This is a genomic window from Bacillus sp. ms-22 (assembly GCF_009759805.1).
In the GTDB taxonomy this organism is placed as follows: Bacteria; Bacillota; Bacilli; order Bacillales; family Bacillaceae; genus Bacillus; species Bacillus xiamenensis.
In genome coordinates, this window is the sequence record NZ_CP046653.1 from 375345 (window position 1) to 398591 (window position 23247).

The following is a 23247-nucleotide window of genomic DNA, read 5'->3' on the forward strand; positions in this document are numbered from 1 at the left end:
AAGCAGGTCATACAAGATGGTTCAAGCAACTTATCGCTACGAGAAGGATTTTCTTGGTGAAAAAGAAATTCCGGCAGACGTGTATTATGGTGTTCAAACCCTTCGTGCAAAAGAGAATTTTCCGATTACAGGATATCGCATGCATGAGGAACTCATTAGAGCCTTTGCTATCGTCAAAAAAGCAGCCGCTCAAGCCAATATGGAAGTTGGACGTCTATATGAAGGAATTGGCAATGCCATCGTTCAGGCTTCGGATGAAGTCATTGAAGGCAAGCTCCATGAGTACTTTATCGTAGACCCAATTCAAGGCGGCGCAGGAACTTCCATGAATATGAATGCCAATGAGGTCATTGGGAATAGAGCCCTGGAGATCATGGGACATCAAAAGGGTGACTACATTCATTTAAGTCCAAACACACATGTCAACATGTCGCAATCGACAAATGATTCGTTCCCTACTGCGATCCATATTGCTGTGCTGAAGCAGTTAGACATTCTGCTTGAGACGATGCAAGCCATGCAGGACGTATTTCAAAAGAAAGCACAAGAATTCGATCATGTGATCAAAATGGGGCGTACTCATCTACAAGATGCTGTTCCGATCCGTTTGGGACAAGAGTTTGAAGCATACAGCCGTGTGCTTAGCCGTGATATTAAACGAATTAACCAATCAAAACAGCATTTATATGAAGTCAACATGGGTGCGACAGCTGTTGGGACAGGCCTTAACGCAGATCCTCGCTATATTGAGATCGTGGTGAAGAAACTCGCTGACATTTCAGGGCTGCCATTAGTAGGCGCAGAGCACCTTGTTGATGCCACACAAAATACAGATGCGTACACAGAAGTATCTGCTGCATTAAAGGTATGTATGATGAACATGTCTAAAATTGCGAATGACCTTCGCTTAATGGCGTCTGGTCCACGTGCAGGTCTTGCTGAAATTGCATTGCCAGCCCGTCAGCCGGGATCATCCATTATGCCTGGGAAGGTCAATCCAGTGATGGCAGAGCTCATTAACCAAATCGCATTCCAGGTCATTGGGAACGACCACACCATCTGTCTTGCTTCTGAAGCAGGTCAGCTGGAGTTAAATGTGATGGAGCCTGTTTTGGTCTTTAACTTGCTTCAATCTATTAGTATAATGAACAACGGATTCCGCTCATTCACAGATCATTGTTTAGTGGACATCGAAGCAAATGAAAAACGTTTGAAAGAATATGTAGAAAAAAGTGCGGGCGTGATCACTGCCGTGAACCCTCACTTAGGCTATGAAGCAGCCGCTAGGATTGCAAGAGAAGCGATTTTAAAGGGACAATCGATCAGAGATCTTTGCTTGCAGTATGATGTTTTAACGGAAGAAGAACTTGATATTATTTTAAATCCTTACGAGATGACAAAGCCTGGTATTGCCGGTGAAGAGCTGCTAGAGCGACAATAATATCAAAAATTTTATTTTATTAATATGTGGAATTGCCTGTGAAAGAGAGAAAAAACAGGCAATTCATTTTCTTTCAAATTGACACACTTTTTTCGCAATATTTTGAAAACGCTTAACGCACGCACAAAGGGAGGAAACAAACATTGAAATCGGTTCGCTTGCCATCTATGGTAGAGATCATCGCAGTACTAGGGCTATTTTTAGCGATTGTCTTATCCTTTACTATTTATTTTAACTTAGATATTCAACTGGCTTTATTTATTTCATGGTTTCTAGCAATTGGACTTGGTCTTCATTTAGGGCACTCTTATAAAGATTTACAGAATGCTATTACTAGAGGAATATCAAATGGGCTTGAAGCTGTTTTAATTTTACTTGCTGTCGGTGCTTTAATTGGAACATGGATTGCGGGTGGCGTTGTCCCTACACTCATTTATTATGGACTAGAGTTTATTCATCCGAATATCTTCTTACTCGCAACATTAATTATTTGTGCGATCATGTCTGTTGCTACAGGTACTTCTTGGGGAACAGTTGGTACAGCTGGTATTGCCATGGTTGCGATCGGTGAAGGGCTAGGAATTCCCCTGCCAATCGTAGCAGGTGCAGTGTTGTCTGGCGCTTATTTTGGAGACAAGCTTTCTCCGCTATCAGACAGTACAGTTCTTGCCTCGTCTTTATCAAAGGTTGAGGTGCTCGCACATGTAAGAGCGATGATGGTATTATCCATACCGGCCTTTGTTATTACAGCTATTATGTTTACAGTGACTGGATTTATCTATGGAGGGCGCAATATTGATCAAGAGAAGGTGGAATTTTTAAAGAATGCCTTGCTTGATACATTTAATATTAATGTGTGGATGCTCATTCCAGCTCTGATTGTTGTTGTTTTACTCGTGATGAAAAAGCCTGCTTTACCGGTTATTGCGATTGGTGCTTTGTTTGGGGCGGTCTGGGCATTTGCTTTTCAGGGAACGAATCCAAGTGATGCAATTGGTTCAGCATACAATGGATTTTCAATTCAATCAGATGTAGACTTCCTTAACCAATTATTAAATCGTGGTGGAATGGTCAACATGCTCGGCTCTTTGGTCGTCATTATCCTAGGTCTTGGCTTTGGCGGAGTATTAGAACATCTGGGTGTATTGAAAGTCATTGTCTCAACATTTGAGAAAAAGCTATATAATGCGGGAAATGTGACACTGTCCACAATTCTTGTAGCATTCTTTGCCAACGTTTTTGGGTGTGCAATGTATGTATCCATCATTCTTACACCAAAAATCATGGAAAAAAGCTATGACAAATTAAAATTAGACAGACGTGTGTTATCTAGAAACTCTGAGGTCGGAGGAACGCTTACCTCTGGTATGGTTCCATGGTCAGATAACGGAATTTACATGGCAGGGATTCTCGGCGTGTCGACATTCTCATATTTACCATTCATGTGGTTGAGCTTTGTCGCCATTGGACTTGCGATCATCTATGGATATACAGGGAAGTTCATTTGGTACGTGAAAGACCAGCAAGAAAAAGAAGAAGCGGCATCATAAGCGTTTACAAAAGCCGTCCCGTGAGAGGGGCGGCTTTTGTTTGTCCTAGGATCGGAAGACTATATGTATCGTCTAATGGACGAATGTGTATTTTGACCCCTTATAAAAGGGGGCTCAAGGTGTGGTATGCGGTAGATCGAAAGCATATTTATACCATAAAAAGGGCACAAATCCCTATTCAAACATGAGTCTTTGAACCTTATAATAACAATATTGGAAAAAGTACGATTCGCCATTACGCTCGTTTAGAGGGACTCTAAGCAGCGTTTTTATTTTTTGACAGGAGGAGGAACCCATATGAGCTTATCGGATATGCTGTCTGCCCTTAACGGTGGCATTTCAAATAAAAAGGCAGAGATCGAAGAGAAAATCGATCGACTCAAAAAAGCGAAAAGTAAGATTGAACGTGAACAAAATGCGGCAGAAACAGACCTAAAGCAAATCAAGCAGCCAAAGCTTGGGGCCTCTTGGAAAGGTGAGCGGAGCCAAGATTTTAAATCAAAGCGGAATGAAGCACACGATGCGCTGCAAACGATCGTGAATGACAAATACCCACGCTATGTGAGCCGCATTGAATTCAAAATCAGTACATTAGAAGCTGAGCAGTCTGCCTTATCTTTTGCCAGCTCTTTAGCTGGAGACGCCGCACGTCTGGCTGAAAAAGGAGAAGACGCAGTAGAAGACGCAAAACGTTTGATCTCAAAAGCATGGAGCAGCTTGTAAAGCTGCCCTCACGCTGAACAAATCTGGAGGATATCACAATGGGACAAATTAAGTTAAACTACCAAACAGTCATGGATAAACTAGATGAAGTCTCCCAAGCAGTTGAAGCTTTAACAATGAAAAAAGCAGCAGATAAAGCTGGTGAAAACAGCCTTGAATTTGTGACCAAGTGGACGGCACGTGAAGCAGAGGTGGGCGAAATGGTTTCAAGCTTTAAAGAAGCCTTGATCAAAAATGTTCAGGATACACGCTCTAATGTGAAAACATTAAAAGAACAGGACGAAGCGATTGCTGCAAAATAATGTGTCACAATCGTTTTATTGACAGCATAGTTGAATATTAATTGAAATATAGTCTCAAAGACTCATATATAATTCAGGATTTATGACCTTGTATTATTCCGTTTTTTTTCAAACCTCATGGTAAAAGGACACCTTTTCCCTATTTAAGCCTAAGGCTTTTCACCTTATACTATACTTAATGAAAGCGAACGATAGAAATGTCAGGATTGGAAAAAGCAGGTGATCTGCTCGGTTTCCAAGACTCTGGCGCCGTGCTTTCTTATGAGGTCCAATAGAGGTGGATGACATGAGTTTATCCGAGATGCTGCACCATCTGCATATGGGAATTGAAAACAAGCGTGCAGAATTTGACGAAATGATCTCTCGGTTAAAGACAGCCAAAAGTAATATTCGAACAGAACAAGATCTTGCGCAGTCTGACATGAAGGAAATCAAGAAGCCTGCTCTAGATTTGTCATGGAAAGGTGAGAGAGGAACAGACTTTCATTGCCATCGGAAAGAAGCCTATCGTGCGATACACGACATTGTGAACCATGAGTATGAAACCTATATTACGGAGATTGACCAAAAAATTATGCACTTTGAGTTAAAAAAAATGGAGCTCGCTGTCGCTAGTAATTTTGCCGGGAGAGCCCAAGATGTGATGGAAAAGGGCGAGGATTTTGCAAAGGATGTCAAACATTTAATCGAACGGGGCTGGAAAGCTCTTTAATCAAATAAATGAAACAGCCGTCTGAACAGCGGCTGTTTTTTTGTTTTAGTCACATCCGCCGCTTCCGCCTGCATCACCCCCGCAGGAGGCATCAGAAGCGTGATGTGTATACGAATCAGTATAGTGACTTGTTGTTGAACTGTGATGTGCAGAATGTTTAGAAGATGTGCGCTTATCCTTCGGTGTAAGGATATGGGCAACGATGAAACCTAAAGAAGCCAATATGATTATGATCACAAACATGATGTATCCCTCCTCTTGTTTCATATTCATACGTTTGAGCTATAACGAAGTTCCCGAGTCGAAAGAAAAACTGGGCAAAGAGTTCTATTTTCGTTTATGATGATAGGCAAAAGTAATTGACTAAGGGAGGGGAGTCTATGTTATCTCTACGTCAGGAGGAGCTGCTGAGGCGATTAATGCAGGCGGAGCAGGAGCTGACAGGTGAAGAAATTGCCCGCCTGGTAGGCGTCACATCACGAACAGTTCGAACTGATTTGAAAGCGCTTAAATCAATATTGGAAGAACATGGGTCGACACTTCATGTAAAACGCGGAGCAGGATATACATTGACTGTCGAGGATTATGGAGCATTTCGTACATTTTTGAAAAAGTCCATGAGAGAAAGAAATGAAAAAAAGAATCAGGTCATTCCAAATCAGCCAGAGGACCGCATCTTTTATTTACTGAGAAGGCTTTTATTGTCTGAAGACTATATCAAATTAGACGAATTGGCTGAGGAATTATTTGTGAGTGAATCTACCGTGAAAAATGATCTGAAAGCAGTAAGGCACTTATTTTCTTTACATGGACTTTCTGTTTCACATCGGCCTAAATATGGACTAAGGCTGACTGGAGATGAAATGAAATTAAGGTACTGTCTCGCAGAGCATGTATTTCAGCAGGAGCATCCAAATCCTGCGCTTTTACCCGAAGAAACGTATCAATTGATTCAGGATATGGTGCGTTCACGGACAAAGGCAAGCGGTCTTCATGTGTCGGAGATCGGTTTAAGTAACTTAGTGACACATATCGCCATCGCGTGCAAACGAATCGAAGAGAAAAAGCTGGTCATGATGCCAGAGGCCGAACTAAAAGACATTCAAACACAGCCTGTTTTTCAAGTGGCGAGACAAATGGCAGAAGATATGCGTCACGTGCTTGGTATAGAATTTCCTGCATCTGAAATGGCGTATATTGCGATTCATTTAATGGGGGCAAAAATGGTGGCATATGGAGAAACGGGCCACACACTATTTCACATGCTTGATGAAGATCATTTTCGTTTAACCCACCAATTACTTGCTTATGTCGAAAAGCACATGTCACTGGATATTCAGACAGACAAGGAGCTGATCGTAGGACTAAGCCTACATCTGAGATCAGCTATTCATCGGTTCAAGTATGACATGAACATTCGAAATCCCTATTTATCAGACATTAAAAGGCATTATCCGATTGCGTTTGAGGCAGGCATATATATGGGCAGATGGCTGAAGGAAAAAGAGAATGTAGAGATTCATGAGGATGAAATTGGATATTTGGCACTCCATATTGGTGCTGCAATAGAGCGGACAAACACCCAACATGTAAGAAAAAAATGCCTGATTGTGTGTGCAACGGGTGTCGCCAGCAGTCAGCTTCTTCTTCATAAGCTGAAGGCCGCCTTTAGCGGAAGGCTCGAGATTGCTGGAACTGCAAGTGTTGGTGACCTTCTGTCGTATGACCTGAGAAGTATAGATTTTATCATTAGTACCATTCCGCTTCGGAACACGCTGCCCGTGCCAGTGATTGATGTACATACCATTCTCAGTGAAGAGGATATTTTGAGATTGAAACGGTTTGTACAGGGGGCGCAGAATATGGGGGTCTTGCAATATGTCAGTCCGAAGATGACTTTTTTTCAGCAAGATCTACAAACAAGGGAAGAGGTTCTTCAATTCTTCGTGAAAGTATTGCAGGAACAAAATCGCATACCGGATGAGTTCGAACAGCTATTGCTGGAAAGAGAGCAAGTGTCACCTACGTCATTCGGTCATTTGGTCGCGATCCCCCATCCAATTAAACCGGCAACAGATGATACGTTTTGTGCGATCTGTACGTTGAGAAAGCCGGTGCTATGGGGCGAAGAGCGAGTACAGGTCGTCTGCTTGTTAAGTATTCAAAAGACGTATCAAAAAGAATTGCAGTCTCTTTATCAATTTCTTGTGCGGCTGACAGAGCAGAAGGAAGTGGTCGAGCAAATCATCAAAGCTGCTTCATTTGAGGAGTTGACCGCAGCGTTTCACGTGTTGGAACAGCCAGATGAAAAAAATGGACACCCATTTCCGCATCTGTGAGGAAAAAGATTAGATGTTAATGAAAGCGCTTTTAAAATAACATCAAAAAGGAGGATGATTACGAGTTTTTGTAAAGGGGGAGACGGATCATGAGCTTCAAAGAGAAAGCGGCAGACGTCATGGGACATGTCGCTTACCGCATTACCAATCAGAAATATATTATGGCGATTAAACAAGCATTTGTCACGCTGATGCCAATCATCATTACGGGGGCTTTTGCTGTACTAGTGGCGAATATGATCATGAGTCCGGAAACAGGGCTTGCTCATTTTGAGATATTCAGATTTTTAGCAGAGCTTCAGCCAATTATGAAGGCAATCAATTATGCCACGCTGAACTTTTTAACGATTGGGGCTGTGTTCCTTATCGGAATCGAGCTTGGAAAAATCAATGGACACAAATCTTTGTTCCCGGGCTTGATGGCATTGATATCCTTCATATCTGTTATACCGACGACTCTTCTTCTAGAGGTCGATGGATCAATGCGCGAGGTGGTAGATGTCCTGGCGAGACAATTCTCCGATCCAAAAAGTTTATTTTTAGGCATGATCATTGCCATCGTATCTGTTGAACTCTTTTGTAAGCTGACCGAAGTGAAATGGCTTCAAATCAAGATGCCAGATTCTGTTCCATCTAATGTGGCGACGTCTTTTTCTTCACTTTTCCCATCAATTATTACAATCACAATCATTAGTTCATTCGGATTTGCGTTTCACCGTTTGACAGGCATTTATTTGCATGAAGCAGTGTATAACGTGGTGCAGCGTCCGCTTGAAAGTGTTGTGCAGGGGCTGCCAGGCATTTTAACGTTGATGTTTGTGGCTCAATTTTTCTGGGTGATCGGTATTCATGGCAACCAAATGATTAAGCCGATTCGGGAGCCGCTGTTATTAGGGTCGATTGCAGTGAATATGACGGCATTTCAAGAGGGAAAAGAGATTCCGAATATTATCACCATGCCATTTTGGGATGTGTATATGAGTATTGGTGGTTCGGGTGTGACCATTGGGCTTTTGATTGCGATTTTTATCGCTGGGAGAAGGGAAGAGATGCGAAGCATTGCCAAGCTCTCATCAGGACCTGGGCTGTTCAACATCAATGAGCCAGTTATTTTTGGATTACCCGTCATGCTGAATCCTGTGATGGCGATTCCGTTTATCATCACACCGCTTGTGACAGGTACGATTGGTTATATCGCAACGGCTACAGGCTTTGCTGGCAAAGCAGTCGTGATGGTGCCGTGGACGACACCCCCGATTGTGAATGCTTGGCTATCTACTGCTGGCAGCATGGGGGCTGTTATCACACAGCTGATCTGTATTGTCGTCGCAGTCTTCATTTATTTGCCGTTTGTCCTTTTGTCCAACCGGAAGCCAGAGGCTGCACCTGATTCAGAATAGAAGGAGGGTTCATGAATGAACATGCAATTTAGGTGGTATGGGGAGGAAGATCCTGTTTCACTCTCATATATTCGTCAAATTCCAGGCATGAAAGGCATTGTCAGTGCCGTCTATGATGTGCCGGCTGGTGATCTGTGGCCAGAGGAAAGTATTGTTCAATTAAAAGCGCAAATTGAAAGTCATGATCTTACTTTTGATGTCGTAGAAAGTCTTCCAGTCCATGAAGATATCAAGCTAGGGAAACCTAGTCGGGATATCTATATTAAGCATTATCAAGAAAATATCCGCCGATTAGCCAAACATGGTGTGAAGGTCATTTGTTATAACTTTATGCCTGTCCTTGATTGGACACGAACACAGCTCGATTTTCAACTAGCTGATCAATCGACAACCCTTGTCTATTTTCAGCATCAGCTTGAACATATGGATATAGAGAAAGATCAACTTTCCTTACCGGGATGGGATACGTCTTATTCGCAGGCAGAAATGAGACAATTGATGGCTGCATACAGGGATTTGGGAGCTGAAGGGTTATTTGAGAACCTGGTTTATTTTCTGGGAAATATCCTTCCGGTTGCAGCGGAAGAGAACATCAATATGGCACTGCATCCAGATGACCCCCCCTGGGATATATTCGGCCTGCCTCGTATTGTCAGTTGTGAACGACATATAGATCGTATTCTTCAGATTGATGACCGCTCGCAGCACGGTCTCACCTTTTGTTCTGGTTCCCTCGGCTGTGATGTGAAAAACGATGTTCCTTCACTTGCAAGAAAGTATGCGAAAAAAGGGCGAATACACTTTGCTCATTTACGTAATGTCAAATTGTATGAGAACGGTGATTTTGAAGAGTCGGCTCATCTATCGTCAGCAGGCAGTCTTGATATGGGAGCGATTGTGAAGGCGTTGTTTGAGGAAGGATTTACTGGCTATGTCCGGCCAGATCATGGGCGAATGATCTTTGGTGAGACAGGCAGACCTGGCTATGGCTTATACGACCGAGCACTTGGGGCTATGTATGTACAAGGGATTTGGGAAGGACTTCAAATTCAAACGAAGAAGGGTGAGGTGGCACATGAACAAAATGAATATACCGAATGATTTTATCCTAGGTGCTGCGGCTTCTGCTTGGCAGACGGAAGGCTGGAAAGGAAAGAAGCCGCATCAGGATTCGTATATAGATCTCTGGTATAAGGAAGGGTATCACGTGTGGCACAACGGGTATGGGCCGGCAGGAGCGACGAATTTTTACGAGCGGTATCCCGAAGATGTAGCCCTCATGAAGGAGATTGGCTTAACTCATTACAGAACGTCCATCAATTGGTCAAGGTTTCTCATAGATTATGAGAATGGGATTGTGGATGAGACCTATGCTCGTTATATAGATGATTTGATTCATGAACTAATTGCTGCAGGTGTAGAGCCGATGTTTTGCCTAGAGCATTATGAACTTCCTGCTGTTTTACTTGAAAAGTACGGCGGCTGGTCATCTAAGCACGTTGTGGAGCTGTTTGTTCTCTATGCAGAGAAGGTGTTTGAGCGCTATGGAGACCGGGTCAAACATTGGTTTACCTTTAATGAACCTATTGTTGTTCAGACACGTGTTTATTTAGATGCAATCCGTTATCCCTTTGAACAGAATACGAAGAAGTGGATGCAGTGGAACTATCATAAAGCTCTGGCGACAGCAAAAGTAGTGAAGCTGTTTCGGGAAATGGGATTGAAGGAATCTGCGGGTGCAAAAATCGGGGTCATTCTTAATCCAGAAGTGACGTATGCAAGATCTACGGCTCCACATGATCAAGAGGCGGCCCGTATGTATGATTTGTTTTTTAATCGCGTGTTCTTAGATCCCTCCATCAAAGGCGAGTATCCTGAGGAACTGCTTGATGTATTGAAAAAGCATGACATTCTTTTCGATGCAGCAGAGGAAGACCTTCAGATCATCAAAGATCATACAGTAGATGTGGTAGGTCTCAATTTGTACTATCCGCATCGTGTCAAGGCGCCGAGCAAGGCTTGGAACGAAGGAACACCGTTTCATCCATCCTATTATTACGATATGTTTGAACTTCCAGGTAGAAAAATGAATCCATTTAGAGGTTGGGAAATCTATCCGGATATCGTCTATGATATGGGCATGAGAATCAAAGAAGAATACGGGAATATTGAGTGGTTTGTAGCTGAAAACGGTATGGGGGTAGAGCAGGAAGAGCGGTTTAAAAACGAAGAAGGCATCATTGATGACCAATACCGCATTTCATTTATCAGCCAGCATTTGAAAAGGGCCCTTCAAGTGAAAAAAGAAGGCTCAAACTGCAAGGGATATATGCTATGGGCTTTTACGGATAATGTCTCACCGATGAATGCATTCAAAAATCGCTACGGATTAGTTGAAATCCAGCTGGAAAATGAACGGAATCGTCAGCTGAAAGCATCAGCATATTGGTACAAAACATTAATCAAAACAAGAGAACTCAAGGTTGAACCAGATTTCATTTATCAATAGGAGTGATGGAGTATGAAACGAATCATTCTCGCTTGCGCAGCAGGAATGTCAACATCAATCGTTGTGTCTAAAATGAAAGCAGCCGCAGAAGCAAAAGGGCTGGATTATCATATTTATGCCATACCTGAAGGGGCCATTGCGGATGAATTAGAAGAGCATGGAGACGATGTAAAAGTCATTTTGCTAGGACCGCAAGTCAGCTTTATGAGAAAGGCAGCAGAAAAAACGGCGGCACCCTATCACATCCCTGTCGATGTTGTAAATGTAAGATTATACGGAACAGCGAACGGAGACAAAATTCTAGAGCATGCATTGAAACTAGCAAATGAATCTTGAGTAATCGGAGGAGAAGCAGATGACGGTATTAGAGGAAATGCAGGGAGCAGCCTTTCAAATCATTGCCCATGCAGGTGAGGCGAGGAGCCATTATGTAGAAGCTATTCGTCTAGCAAGAGCGGATGACTTTGAAGCAGCGCAGCAGTTGATTGAAAAAGGGGAGGAAGCGTTTCGAAGCATTCATCACCTGCACTTGTCGCTTATTCAAAAAGAGGCGGCGGGTGAACAGCTTCCCTTTTCTTTACTGCTCATACATGCAGAAGATCAAATGCTCACAACAGAGACCATCCATCTGCTTGCCATTGAAATGATCGAAATGTGTAAAAAAATGAACACCCTGTCAAAATAGCTGTCAGCTATTAACCAATTTCTGTTATAATCATTCGGTAGATAGAGAGAAAGCAGGATTGGTGAATGAAAAAAACATGTATGTGGATGTCGGTTGCTTTTGTCTTGCTGCTGATTTCGGGCTGTATGGGAACGAAGCAGCAAACAGAAGGAAACCAGCAAGCAGGAAAAGAGGAAAAGGGTCAAGTACAAGCAAAAGAAACAAAACAGACGCATCAAATAGAAGTGGCAGAGATAGACAAACAAAACTGGATTCAGCAAAAGGAACCAGTTGCGCTTCCGATCTTGATGTATCACAGCATCTCCAGCGGCAACTCGTTACGTGTGCCAATGAGCGAGTTTGCGGCTCATATGAAATGGCTGAAAGACAACGACTATGTCACGCTGTCGCCGGAAGATGCCTATCAGGTCCTCATGACAAATTCGACACCAAGTGAAAAGTGTGTTCTCATCACATTTGATGATGGATATACGGACAACTACATAAAGGCATTTCCGATTTTAAAACAATATGGAATGAAAGCAACTATTTTCATGATTGAGCAATCCATTGGCCGCCTGCATCACTTAACAGATGCTCAAATGGATGACATGATGGCGCACGGTATATCAATTGAGAGTCATACCATTCATCATTTAGAGCTCAATCGTTTATCACAGAAGCAGCAGGAAGAAGAATTAAAAGGATCGAAAGCCTTCTTTGATCAGCGGTTTTCTCAGCAAACGATCATGGTTAGCTATCCGGTCGGACGCTATAACGAAGACACGCTGAAGCTGGCGAAGGAAGCAGGATATGAGATGGCTGTGACCACTGAGCCAGGACATGCCAAAAAGGAACAAGGCATGATGTCCTTACACCGCCTTCGCATTTCACCGGGACTTTCACCCGAAAGCTTTGGCAGGCTGGTAGAAGGAGATTGATATCAGGTCACAGATGTTTCACATGAAACATTTTACGACAAATTTTATGGTGTTGATGGGGAATGGACAACATCATATGGCTTGAGTACATCACCCTAGGCTTTTTCTCAAACGTGATAGTAAAACATCATGTTTGAGAAATGAAAGGAACAGGAAAGGAGAACGATGGTGTCAAATTTCTTTGGGATCGATCATGTCCAATTAGCTGCCCCAAAGGGGAGTGAAGAGAAAGCACGTTTGTTTTTTGGAGACATGTTAGGAATGAGTGAAATACCTAAGCCTATTCATCTAGCTAAACGTGGTGGAGTTTGGTTTCAGTGCGGCAATCAGCAGCTTCATATTGGTATTGAAGAGCCATTTCATGCTGCGAAAAAAGCTCATCCAGCTTTTCAAGTAAAGAGTCTATCAAATTTAAAAGAGACATTAATGAAACATCACATTCTGATAAAAGAAGATCAGCCCTTAGACGGAGCAATCCGTTTCTATGTAGATGATCCATTTGGAAATCGAATTGAGTTTTTAGAGAGAATGGTGTAGAAAACATTTTTTAGGGTGCATCTCAAAAAGAAATCATAAGGCTGTCGAAATTTTCTCGACAGCCTTATGATTATTGATAAACGGGATAGCCCGTTATTTTGATATCTTTCCCCATTTGTTCAATAGAGAGGTGATCCAGTTCAATGGCATCACTCATGAGGCGTATGCCTTCGCCTCCGAAAAAGGAAGGAGAGAGTCGTCCGCCAATGAGTTTAGGTGCCATGTAGATGACCAATTTATCTACAAGCTGCTGTTCTAAAAATGAGGCGTTGACTTGACCGCCTCCCTCGATCATAAGGGAAGAGACCTGTCTTTCTCCAAGCACTTGAAGCACCTCTTGCAAAGGGACTCGCGTGTCTCCATCTGTCATAATGACGTTGACCCCTGCTGCTTCTAAAGCGGCTCGTTTTTCCTTATCGGCTTGCTTTGTTGTAAATATCCACGTAGGTGCCATCTGATCGGTGACGACCTTTGCCGTCAGCGGTGTAGACAGTTTAGAGTCTAAGACAATTCGAATTGGATGATGCCCATTTGGAATCCGCGCAGTTAATGAAGGGTCATCATGTATGACGGTTTGCGCACCGACTAAGATCGCATCGTTGATACTGCGAATGTGATGCGCATCATAACGGGATGTCTCTGACGTAATCCACTTGCTGTCAGACGTAGCAGATGCAATTTTTCCGTCTAACGTGATGCCCGCTTTGAGCGTTACGAAAGGCGTTTTTTTCGTAATAAAGTGGTTAAACACTTCATTCATGAGAATGGATTCCTGTTCAAGTACGCCCGTGATCACTTGGATACCTGCATCTTGTAAAATGGCAATTCCGCGGCCGGCAACAAGCGGATTCGGATCAAGTGCTGCGACAACCACCTTTTCTACGCCAGCTTTCACAAGTGCTTCAGCGCATGGGCCTGTGCGGCCATGGTGGGAACAAGGCTCTAGGGTCACATAGATCGTGGCGCCTTTTGCCTTTTCTCCAGCCATGTTGAGTGCATGAATTTCAGCATGTGGTTCACCAGCCTTCATGTGCGCACCAACACCAACAATTTCATTCTCTCGCACAATGACAGCCCCGACGAGCGGGTTTGGAGAAGTCTGACCTTTCATAGCCCGTGCATTTTCAAGGGCTAGCTTCATATATCGCTCATGATGTGGCAATCGTACGCACCTCTTGATCCGCCTTCATATGGCCTGAGCGGTTAATTTTTGTCTGTAAGTATTTTTCATTGAACTCAGAGACATCACCCCAAAGCGGAATTCGTCCAGAAAGAGAAAGGCCTGCATGGCTGATGGCATCTGTCTTTTTCGGATTATTGGTAATGAGTCTGACTGGCTTTGTACGCAATGTTTGAAGAACAGCAATCGCTTCTTCATATTGACGTGTGTCATCCTCAAAGCCAAGTGCTTCATTTGCTTCTACTGTATCGTAGCCGTTCTCTTGAAGAATGTAGGCCATGGCTTTACTGAAAAGGCCAATCCCGCGGCCTTCATGATTGGCTAAATAAAACAGGGCGCCTGCTCCATTGTCCTCAATCATCCGCATGGACTGTTTCAATTGAAACCCGCAATCGCAGCGTTTGCTTCCGAAAATATCGCCAGTATGGCAAATGGAATGCATGCGGATAAGTGCTTCATCGGCCTGCTCGAAGTCTCCGTAAACAAGGACGCTTGATTGCTGGTGATCTGCAAGCTCACGGGAGGAAAGGCTTTCGATTAAATCTTCATCTGATAAGGGTTCTTTTCCATCGTCCTTTAACCATGAATACCAGTTGAACATCACTGTTCTACCGTCTAAATTCACTGGCAGTTTAATGGGTCCAGTGATATATATATACCCGTCTTCTTGCTGTACTCGTTTGATTTTATCTTTTAAAATGGCTGTTTTATGCTCTGTGTGTTTGTCCATATTCTGCACCTTCTTTTTTGTCAGTTTCTTCAATCTGTAAACGAACGAGAACGCCAAATGGATCAATAAATTCGTTGCTTTTTGCCGTCGTTTTAATGGAAACGCCAGCTTTAGTCAGACGTTCGACGACAGATGTTCGATCTTCTTCTTTTGGAAAAACCAGAGTATAGCTTCTAATTCCTGAAAAGCGTGGATCAATGGCTCCTTTTCTCCCGCGTCCCCATGCATTAAAGGCAAGGTGATGATGGTACACGCCAGCAGCGATAAATAAACTTGCTGGGGGAGCCATGCGGATATGAAAACCGAGCGTATTGACATAAAAGGAATCAGCTTCTTCTGGGTTGAGATGGAAATGCAAATGTCCCATGACTGTTCCAGCCGGGAGTCCTTCCCATGTGGAATCCGCGGCTTCTTGCAGGAGACCATCTCCATCAAGCGGAGCATTCCCGCCACCTTTTAGCTCTCCATGCTCACCGACCCAAATGTCTTCGGGGCGATCAGCATAAATCTCGACGCCAATGCCGTCTGGATCACTTAAATATACGGCTTCGCTGAAAAAGTGATCGCTTGCTCCAATTAAAGGATAGCCTTTTTTGATCACATGCGCCAGCCATGTGCCCAGGTTTTTTCTGGCAGGTAATAAAACGGCAAAATGATAAAGACCCGGCTCATGATCAGGCTTCTCCTTCAGCTGTGGATCTTCTTTCAGTAAAAGGATCGGTTCCTTTGCATTGCTGCCAAGAGTGGCGGTCGATTCTGTCTTTTCTAATAGAGTAAAGCCTAAAATGTCTGTATAAAAAGGTAAAGAACGCTCAAAGCTGGATACGTGCAATTCCGTTACACCCAATCTTAGCTGCTCGATTTTATTCAAAGCTCGGTCATCTCCTTCATGATATATGCATCAGCATGTTCAAATGTTTTAGATAATCTATAAAAATGAATACCTTGTTACTTTTAGTAACTAAACTATATAATAGTTAGTGACTTATTTCAAGTAATTAATTGTGTTATAATGAAAAAAAGTAGAGAAAAGCAGGAGGGAGTAAGGTATGGCTCAAGTAGATGGCTGCCCAATTACAGATGCCATGGAGATTCTAGGGAAGAAGTGGGTCATTCTCATCATCAATCAGCTTTTGACAGGGCCGAAACGTTTTTGTCAGCTTGAAAATGAAATGAACATCAGCGGAAGATTATTATCGGAAAGGCTGAAAGATTTAGAAGCTGAAGGACTCGTTGAGAAAAAAGTATATCCCGACATCCCAGTGCGAATCGAATATGAGTTAACAGAACAAGGAAAGAAAATTGAACCGATTATTCGGGAAATGTATGCTTGGTCTTTAGAGCGAAATTACAGCAAAGAAGGGGAACATGTCCCTTCTTAATCGATTTCGATCAGTGTCCCTGATCGATTTTTTTTGTGATTTTCCAGAAATCTAAGACAATAGTATGAAAAAGGATATTGACAATAAATTCATCCATCATATAATATCAAGGAGAAGAGGGTTCTTTTCCCTGTAATGGAATGGAGGTTATGCCATGGTATCATGAATGGGACATATTGCCTAAAACAAGTATCAATTCATCATCTAGAAACAAACATCTTTGACTTTTTAGAAGCAAAGATTTATTTTTCCAACTCAATTGATAATGATTATCATAATCATTTACGAGTGGATTTTACACTCGTATAAAGGTTATTTTTTTTATTGTCTATTGAGAATAATTATCAATATCATTTAGGAGGGTTCATGATGAAAGGACTTCGTTCAACATCACATATCTTATTATTCTTTAGCTTTGTTCTATTGTTTGCTCTAGCTCCGGTTAGCTCTGCTTCAGCAGCAGGCTTAGCAGATGGTCAATATTCAGCACAATATGTGGTATGGAAAGCAGATAGTGATTCGACTTCAACAGCAAATTCGTATTTTGAAAAACCAGCCAAGCTTGTCGTGAAAGATGGGAAAATCAAAGCACAAGTCACGTTAACGAACAGCTCTTGGATTACAAGTTTTAAAACACTTGATCAAGGTGTATACAAAGATGCAACGGTGATCAGTACAAACACAGCTGCTAATAAGAGAACGGTAGAATTCAATGTAACCAGCCTGACAGACGTTGTACCAGCAAAAGTGAGTGTGACTGTACCGGTCATTGGATACACAGGCAATTACGACATTCGCATCAAGTTTGATGCAGCAACTGTTCAATAAAAAGGGAGGAAATTCGTTTGATGAAAAAATGGATAAGAATGCCTGCCCTGATGGCTGCATGTTTACTGGCACTTATACTGCCCTTTTCAAACGCACAGGCTGCCTCGTTAAATGATGGTACATACTCCGTCAATTATACTGTGCTGAAGGCCGAAGGAAATGCGGTCTCTATGGCAAATGATTATTGGCTGAAGCCAGCAAAAGTGATCGTGAAAAATGGGAAACTGACTGTGCAAATGACCATTAAAAATAGCAGCTGGGTAACGGAATTTAAAGTGCCGGGAAATGGCGGCTATGTCGACACGACGGTTCTATCAACGAATAAAAAAGCCAACACAAGGCTCGTTCAATTCCAAGCGCAGAGCTTGTCTAAACCAATCAAGTCAAAAATTCATGTCACAGTGAAATCTGCTGATTACGATCACGACTATACCATCCAGCTGAAATTCGATGAAAGCAGCATCAAGTCACTTTCGTCGAACAGCTCGAACGAAACAGCAGGTGCAAAAAACAAGCATGCATCATCACAAGAAACAACAAAAAAATCTGATGCATCCACTGATACGAAACAAGAAGAAAATCCTCAAACTGGTGATACAAGCCAGATAGGATGGCTCCTTGTGCTCGTCCTATGCTCAGGCGGGTTTTTAGCGAGAAAGTGGATCATCAAGCATTGACGGAAGGAAGTGTCACCTTTTGAAACGTCTTTTTCATCTAAACGCAGCCATTCTGCTCGTCTTATTCAGTTTGTTGACTGCGTTTCAGCTGCCTCAAGGAACGGCTCAAGCGGCATCGCTGGCTGATGGTGAATATACAGCCGGATTCACTATTTTAAAAAATGGCAGCAGTGAAGCGTCCATGATGGATACCTATACAGAAAAGCCAGCTAAGTTGATTGTGGAAAACGGCAAAACGACAGCCTATGTCACACTAAAACAAAGCAAAGAAATCACAGATTTTAAGGTCGAACAAAATGGCACTCTCGTCACTACTGAAACGGTGAGTGAGGATGAAACAGCCAATACACGTGTGATCAAGTTTGATGTAGCCGATTTATCAGCGAAATTAAATGGCTGGGTCAAAATTTACTGGGATTTAGGCGGTTTTATTTATGACGAAGCGTATGACGTACAGCTTGTTTTCGATCCAAGCAGTCTCACACTTGTCACGCCTGCGAAACCAGACGACAGCGGCACCACGCCAGATGATCAAAACGGCACAACACCAGATGATAGCGAAACAACACCGGACGACAGCGGCACAACACCAGATGATAGCGAAACAACGCCGGATGATCAAAACGGTACAACGCCTGACGATCAATCGACAACACCTGATGATTCTGCACAAAATCAATTAAAAGATGGTGTGTATCGTATCAATTATAGTGTGCTCAAAGGAGATGAGGATGAGGCATCTCGGATGAACCAATACTTCTCACACCCTGCATCTTTAACCGTCAAAAATGGAAAACAAACCATTTCCTTTACGGTGAAGGACCATACGTCTGTTGCTTCTTTGAAAACAGAGAAGAACGGTTCATATCAAGAAGTGAAGACTGTCAGCACAGATCAAGCGAAGAACACAAGAGTGGTCTCATTTGATGTAGCTGATCTGACAAAAGCGGTGAAAGGAAAAGTACACATTGTGGTAGCCGCCGCTCACTATGACCAAACGTACGATATTCGTTTTCAATTTGATTCAAATAGTATCGCTCCACTGAAGGACGGTGAGGTAGAAGAGGAGACACCAGCTTCTTCTGAAACACCAACACCAAATACACCAGCCGCAGAAACCACTAACGGCGGAGCCAATCAAGAGACTGCGCAGCTAAAAGATGGTGTATACAAGCTTCCTTTTTCAATAAAGAAAGCGGACAAGGATGAGCTGTCTCGAATGAACGATTACGTCGTGAGCCCTGCGACATTGGTGGTGAAAAATGACCGCTATTTCGTTTCATATACAGTGAAGAACAGCTCAGCCATCACGTCCTTCCAAATAGGGACTGGCGGGAAATATGCAGAGACACTTGTGGCAAAGACAGACCAAAAAGCAGATACACGAGTGATTCAATATGAAACAAAAAGTTTAAGCAGTGATCAGATGGCACGTGTGAAGATCGATATTCCAGCTGCGAATTACCATGAGCAATATGATGTCAAGCTTGTCTATGACACAAAAGGAATCGCACTTGGTGAAGGAAGCGGGATTGCGACGGTGATTGGAGACGATGAGGGTATCGGCTTTGTTAAAAATCCAAATGATCACGATTCTCAAACAAACCAGCTTGTGAATTTGGCACCAGAGGAAACGGGTGCAGAGCAAATGACATTTACTCCATCAGATGACCAAACCAAGTCTGAGACTGGACAGCTGAACCCGAAAACAGGAGATACCTCTCTTCTCTGGGTGTATCTTCTTTTATTCGGCGGCTCGTTATTCGTGCTCGTGAGAAAGTATCAAACTCGTACAAGATAAAATGATCTATTTTCAGTGAGATGCGCCATTCATCTTGGCGCATCCACGCTCTTTTTTCGAAAGGAGGCTTCTGTTTTTTGAAGCATCGAATGCTATGGACCTTGATCGCTGCTCTCAGCATGTGCATGATCTTGTCAGGCTGTTCACAGTCAGCTGAAAGCTCAGCAAAAGGCAAAAAAAGTGCAGAATCAAGTGCACGCATTGTGGCAACGACTGTAGCTGCTGCAGAGATCATGGATGCCCTAGAGGTGGATCTTGCCGGGGTTCCAACAAGTCAAAAATCCTTGCCAGCTCGTTACAAAGGACTGCCAGAAGTCGGCAACCCAATGAGCCCGGACATGGAAATCATCCAATCACTTCAACCGACAGATGTCTTGTCTGTCACGACCCTTCAATACGATTTAGAGACACCTTTTCAACAAGCAGGTGTCCCTGCCACATACTTAAATCTTGAAAGTCTGGACAACATGGAGAAAGCCATCACAAAGCTTGGAGAAAAGTATGACAGACAGAAACAAGCCAAACGCATTGTGTCTGACTTTGAGCAAAAAAAGAAAGACATACAGGAGAGGACGAAGGGAAAGAGTAAACCGTCCGTTCTCATTTTGCTTGGTGTACCAGGCAGTTATTTAGTGGCAACAGAGAATTCATATATCGGTGATCTTGTGCGTATCGCAGGAGGAGAGAACATCGTCAAAGGTGAGAAGATGGAGTATTTGGCATCCAATACAGAGTATTTACAAAAAGCCAATCCAGATATCATTCTCCGGGCCGCCCATGGGATGCCAGATGAAGTCGTCCGTATGTTTGATCAAGAATTCAAAACAAATGATATATGGAAGCATTTTAACGCAGTCCAGCAAGGTCGAGTGTACGACCTAGAAGAAAGCTTATTCGGGACAACAGGGAATTTAAAAGCAGCAGAGGCATTAGAGGAATTGACCCGTATGTTGTATCCGTCATAAGCGGCGAATCTTAATGACAAAAGGACGTTCAAGATGAAAAAAACAGGGTTTTTGTTTCTGATAGTCAGTTTCTTATTGGTCGGCGTATTTATTTATTCCGCCATTACTGGGAGCATTCATGTCACTCCGATTGAATTATTGGAAGGGCTCATCACCGGTCAACATGCACAGGTAGAAATCATTAAAGATTTGAGAATCCCCCGCATGCTCATTGCAATGTTTACAGGGGCGGCTTTATCTGTCTCCGGTGTCCTGCTGCAGTCGGTTATGAGAAATCCGTTAGCGGATGCCGGCGTCATTGGCATTTCATCAGGAGCCAGCTTCTTTTCTTTAATGGCGATTACAGCGCTTCCTCAATTTTATTTCTACTCTCCTTTATTTTCGGTTTTAGGCGGGGCCATTGCATGTTTCCTCGTATACGTCCTGTCTTGGAAGGGCGGTTTAAGCCCGATCCGTATGATTTTGGTTGGGATCGCCATCAATGCCATGTTTACTGGGATGGCAGAGGCATTTGTCACCATTTGCAGCTATTTTAATATCACCATTAATCAGTCAGGACAGTCGAATCTCACGATGAAAACATGGGGAGATGTCCGTTTAATCGGCGTCTATGGTGTCGCCGGTCTTGTCGCTTCACTTTTCTTTAGCAGATGGTGTAACCTGCTCGCCCTTCAGGATAAGACAGCGAAAAATTTAGGATTGCGTGTGACCAGAATGCGCCTTTTGATTTCAGTGACGGCGGTGTTACTAGCAGCGGTGACAGCTGCAGTAGCGGGCGTGATTGCCTTTGTCGGGCTGCTCATTCCGCACATTTCAAGAAGGCTTGTCGGCTCGGATCATCGGGTGCTGATTCCATTTTCTGCATTAAGCGGGGCATTGCTCATTTTGACGGCTGATACGCTCGGCAGAACGCTTGTAGCGCCAAATGAAATCCCTGCTTCTACGATCATGGCTGTGATTGGCGGGCCGTTTCTGATCTTTTTATTAAGAAAGGGGGATCGTCTTCATGGACATTCGTGAGGTGTCATTCTCCTATGACCAGCAGAGAAACATCGTTCAATCGGTTACAACACGGATTGAAAAGGGGAAAATCACAACCATTATTGGTCCAAATGGCTCGGGAAAGTCCACGCTTCTTTCCTTGATGGCACATAATCATTGCCCAAATAAAGGGCAGATTTACTTAGACGGTCAAGAGCTGAATGCGTTCAAGCCAAAGGAGCTGGCGAGAAAGCTGGCTGTTGTTCATCAGCAAAATGAAGCGCCGCTTGATTTAACCATCGAACGGGTTGTGGCCTTCGGGAGAACGCCTTATCAGACGATGCGCGGCGGTGACAAGGAAAAGGATGAGAAAGCCATTGAGTGGGCGCTGGCCTGTACAAAGCTGACGGAAAAGCGAAAGGTGCCGCTCGCCTCATTGTCAGGCGGAGAGCGGCAGCGTGTATGGATTGCGATGGCTCTGGCGCAAAAAACACCGATCCTATTCTTAGATGAACCGACGACCTATTTGGATATTTACTATCAATTTGACATTCTTGAACTCATTCGAGAGCTCAATGTCGTGCATGGATTAACGATTGTCATGGTGCTGCATGACATGAATCAGGCTGTTCGCTACAGCGACGTCATCATTGCGATGAAGGATGGACAGATCATCAGAGAAGGAAAGCCAAACGATGTGTTAACAGAAGAGATGGTGCGTCACATTTATCACGTGTCCGTCACGATTAGACAGGACGCAGAAACAGGGATGTACATCGTACCTGTTGGGATATAAGTTGTGCAAAAAGCAGGTGAAACAGTATGAAACGAGGAAAGCGGCTCGGTCAGCGGATGCTGACGATCGTCTGTTTAGGTGTATTCATTTATAGCGGTACAGCCATCGGTTTCGAGATCTTCGGTTATTACCAAAATCGTCAGGTACTTGCAAAGGCTCAGACGCTGTACACACAAGAGAATGAAATGAATAAACAGCGGAAACCAGGAGAAATCCGTCAGTCATTTGATGACCTGCGAAAGGTGAATCAAGACATTGTCGGCTGGATCAATATGAAGGACACGATGATTCAGTATCCAATTGTACAATCTCGCGATAATGCATTCTACTTAACTCGCAATTATGTAAAGGACAACACCCGGGCAGGCAGTATCTTTATGGATTATCGGAATGACGTCTTGCATGAAAGCCCAAATACAGTGGTGTATGGCCACCGGATGCGGGATGGATCCATGTTCGCTGGACTCACAAACTATTTAAAAAAAGATTTTTTCCAAGAGCACCGGACATTTCAGTACGATACGCTGTATCAAAGCTATGAAGCAGAGATTTTTGCTGTGTATGAAACAACGGTCGACTTCGATTATATTCAGACTGATTTTCAGGATCTTGGCGAATATGCGCACTACTTAAAAGCGGTGCGTAAGAAGTCTATTTACAAAACAAAGACAGACGTGTCCACGGATGACTTGATCCTCACCCTATCAACCTGTGATCATGTACTGGCACCTAAAAACAGACGTCTCGTGGTACAAGCGAAGCTAAAGAAAGTTTACTAGAAAAGGAGAG

Annotated in this window: 25 protein-coding genes; 21 read left to right on the forward strand and 4 right to left on the reverse strand. The window is 43.3% G+C overall.

Translation table 11 applies throughout. The features are described from left to right. Positions 1–16 precede the first annotated feature (16 nt). From aspA to GPA07_RS02005, 5 genes are all read left to right on the forward strand, one after another. The gene (aspA, locus tag GPA07_RS01985) at positions 17–1441 is read left to right on the forward strand and encodes an aspartate ammonia-lyase (protein ID WP_008355541.1); all 1425 of its coding nucleotides are present in this window, start codon (positions 17–19) and stop codon (positions 1439–1441) included. 143 nt (positions 1442–1584) lie between these two features. Beyond that, on the forward strand, positions 1585–2991 hold the full coding sequence (gene nhaC / locus GPA07_RS01990) for a Na+/H+ antiporter NhaC (protein WP_008355539.1): 1407 nt from the start codon (positions 1585–1587) through the stop codon (positions 2989–2991). Positions 2992–3288: 297 nt separating this feature from the next. Continuing rightward, positions 3289–3714, forward strand: a complete 426-nt coding sequence (locus GPA07_RS01995) for a YwqH-like family protein (RefSeq protein WP_008355538.1) — start codon at positions 3289–3291, stop codon at positions 3712–3714. A gap of 38 nt (positions 3715–3752) precedes the next feature. Further along, complete coding sequence (locus GPA07_RS02000) at positions 3753–4016, forward strand: YwqI/YxiC family protein (protein WP_008355536.1); 264 nt, start codon at positions 3753–3755, stop codon at positions 4014–4016. A 286-nt stretch (positions 4017–4302) separates the two neighbouring features. Next, on the forward strand, positions 4303–4728 hold the full coding sequence (locus GPA07_RS02005; RefSeq protein ID WP_157291945.1) for a YwqH-like family protein: 426 nt from the start codon (positions 4303–4305) through the stop codon (positions 4726–4728). A gap of 45 nt (positions 4729–4773) precedes the next feature. Here GPA07_RS02005 and GPA07_RS02010 read toward each other — a convergent pair whose 3' ends face one another. Continuing rightward, on the reverse strand, positions 4774–4971 hold the full coding sequence (locus GPA07_RS02010) for a hypothetical protein (protein ID WP_157291946.1): 198 nt from the start codon (positions 4969–4971) through the stop codon (positions 4774–4776). Positions 4972–5108: 137 nt separating this feature from the next. Between GPA07_RS02010 and GPA07_RS02015 the strand changes: the two genes are divergently transcribed. The 8 genes from GPA07_RS02015 to GPA07_RS02050 all read left to right on the forward strand — a co-directional run bounded on the left by GPA07_RS02015 (position 5109) and on the right by GPA07_RS02050 (position 13118). Further along, positions 5109–7067: a BglG family transcription antiterminator gene (locus GPA07_RS02015; RefSeq protein WP_071168362.1), complete on the forward strand. Its 1959-nt coding sequence runs from the start codon at positions 5109–5111 to the stop codon at positions 7065–7067. Between the two features lie 89 nt (positions 7068–7156). Next, entirely contained in the window at positions 7157–8467 is a 1311-nt protein-coding gene (locus GPA07_RS02020; protein ID WP_008355527.1) for a PTS sugar transporter subunit IIC, read from the forward strand. Between the two features lie 15 nt (positions 8468–8482). Next, on the forward strand, positions 8483–9568 hold the full coding sequence (locus GPA07_RS02025; RefSeq protein ID WP_071168363.1) for a mannonate dehydratase: 1086 nt from the start codon (positions 8483–8485) through the stop codon (positions 9566–9568). Beyond that, a complete protein-coding gene (locus GPA07_RS02030) occupies positions 9543–10976 on the forward strand; it encodes a glycoside hydrolase family 1 protein (RefSeq protein ID WP_157291947.1) in 1434 nt (477 codons plus the stop codon). Before GPA07_RS02025 ends, GPA07_RS02030 begins: the two co-directional genes overlap by 26 nt. A 12-nt stretch (positions 10977–10988) precedes the next feature. Next, the gene (locus GPA07_RS02035; RefSeq protein WP_008355521.1) at positions 10989–11312 is read left to right on the forward strand and encodes a PTS sugar transporter subunit IIB; all 324 of its coding nucleotides are present in this window, start codon (positions 10989–10991) and stop codon (positions 11310–11312) included. Between the two features lie 19 nt (positions 11313–11331). Next, positions 11332–11661, forward strand: a complete 330-nt coding sequence (locus GPA07_RS02040) for a PTS sugar transporter subunit IIA (RefSeq protein ID WP_008355519.1) — start codon at positions 11332–11334, stop codon at positions 11659–11661. Positions 11662–11726: 65 nt separating this feature from the next. Beyond that, complete coding sequence (locus GPA07_RS02045) at positions 11727–12581, forward strand: polysaccharide deacetylase family protein (RefSeq protein WP_008355517.1); 855 nt, start codon at positions 11727–11729, stop codon at positions 12579–12581. A gap of 168 nt (positions 12582–12749) precedes the next feature. Further along, positions 12750–13118: a VOC family protein gene (locus GPA07_RS02050; RefSeq protein ID WP_082194718.1), complete on the forward strand. Its 369-nt coding sequence runs from the start codon at positions 12750–12752 to the stop codon at positions 13116–13118. 70 nt (positions 13119–13188) lie between these two features. Here the strand turns inward: GPA07_RS02050 and ribD are convergent, their stop codons facing one another. The 3 genes from ribD to GPA07_RS02065 are packed head-to-tail and all read right to left on the reverse strand — an operon-like array spanning position 13189 to position 15899. Further along, positions 13189–14280: a bifunctional diaminohydroxyphosphoribosylaminopyrimidine deaminase/5-amino-6-(5-phosphoribosylamino)uracil reductase RibD gene (gene ribD, locus GPA07_RS02055; RefSeq protein ID WP_071168364.1), complete on the reverse strand. Its 1092-nt coding sequence runs from the start codon at positions 14278–14280 to the stop codon at positions 13189–13191. Then, positions 14267–15028: a GTP cyclohydrolase II gene (locus GPA07_RS02060; RefSeq protein WP_157291948.1), complete on the reverse strand. Its 762-nt coding sequence runs from the start codon at positions 15026–15028 to the stop codon at positions 14267–14269. Before GPA07_RS02060 ends, ribD begins: the two co-directional genes overlap by 14 nt. Next, entirely contained in the window at positions 15006–15899 is an 894-nt protein-coding gene (locus tag GPA07_RS02065; protein WP_008355510.1) for a VOC family protein, read from the reverse strand. Before GPA07_RS02065 ends, GPA07_RS02060 begins: the two co-directional genes overlap by 23 nt. A gap of 178 nt (positions 15900–16077) precedes the next feature. Here GPA07_RS02065 and GPA07_RS02070 point away from each other — a divergent pair, with 178 nt between their 5' ends. The 8 genes from GPA07_RS02070 (at position 16078) to srtB (ending at position 23237) form a co-directional block, all read left to right on the forward strand. Further along, complete coding sequence (locus tag GPA07_RS02070) at positions 16078–16410, forward strand: winged helix-turn-helix transcriptional regulator (protein WP_008355508.1); 333 nt, start codon at positions 16078–16080, stop codon at positions 16408–16410. A 369-nt stretch (positions 16411–16779) separates the two neighbouring features. After that, positions 16780–17238 (forward strand): NEAT domain-containing protein, encoded by a 459-nt coding sequence (locus tag GPA07_RS02075; RefSeq protein ID WP_008355506.1) that lies wholly within the window; start codon positions 16780–16782, stop codon positions 17236–17238. 20 nt (positions 17239–17258) lie between these two features. After that, complete coding sequence (gene isdC, locus GPA07_RS02080) at positions 17259–17915, forward strand: heme uptake protein IsdC (protein ID WP_034738274.1); 657 nt, start codon at positions 17259–17261, stop codon at positions 17913–17915. 19 nt (positions 17916–17934) lie between these two features. Then, positions 17935–19716: an NEAT domain-containing protein gene (locus GPA07_RS02085; RefSeq protein WP_071168367.1), complete on the forward strand. Its 1782-nt coding sequence runs from the start codon at positions 17935–17937 to the stop codon at positions 19714–19716. Positions 19717–19793: 77 nt separating this feature from the next. After that, positions 19794–20681, forward strand: a complete 888-nt coding sequence (gene isdE / locus GPA07_RS02090) for a heme ABC transporter substrate-binding protein IsdE (protein ID WP_071168368.1) — start codon at positions 19794–19796, stop codon at positions 20679–20681. Between the two features lie 33 nt (positions 20682–20714). Continuing rightward, positions 20715–21701 carry a FecCD family ABC transporter permease gene (locus GPA07_RS02095; RefSeq protein WP_008355498.1) on the forward strand — a complete coding sequence of 329 codons (987 nt, stop codon included), beginning with the start codon at positions 20715–20717 and terminating at the stop codon, positions 21699–21701. Continuing rightward, positions 21688–22458 (forward strand): ABC transporter ATP-binding protein, encoded by a 771-nt coding sequence (locus tag GPA07_RS02100; protein WP_071168369.1) that lies wholly within the window; start codon positions 21688–21690, stop codon positions 22456–22458. Before GPA07_RS02095 ends, GPA07_RS02100 begins: the two co-directional genes overlap by 14 nt. 26 nt (positions 22459–22484) lie before the next feature. Then, complete coding sequence (gene srtB, locus GPA07_RS02105; RefSeq protein ID WP_008355495.1) at positions 22485–23237, forward strand: class B sortase; 753 nt, start codon at positions 22485–22487, stop codon at positions 23235–23237. Positions 23238–23247: the final 10 nt, after the last annotated feature.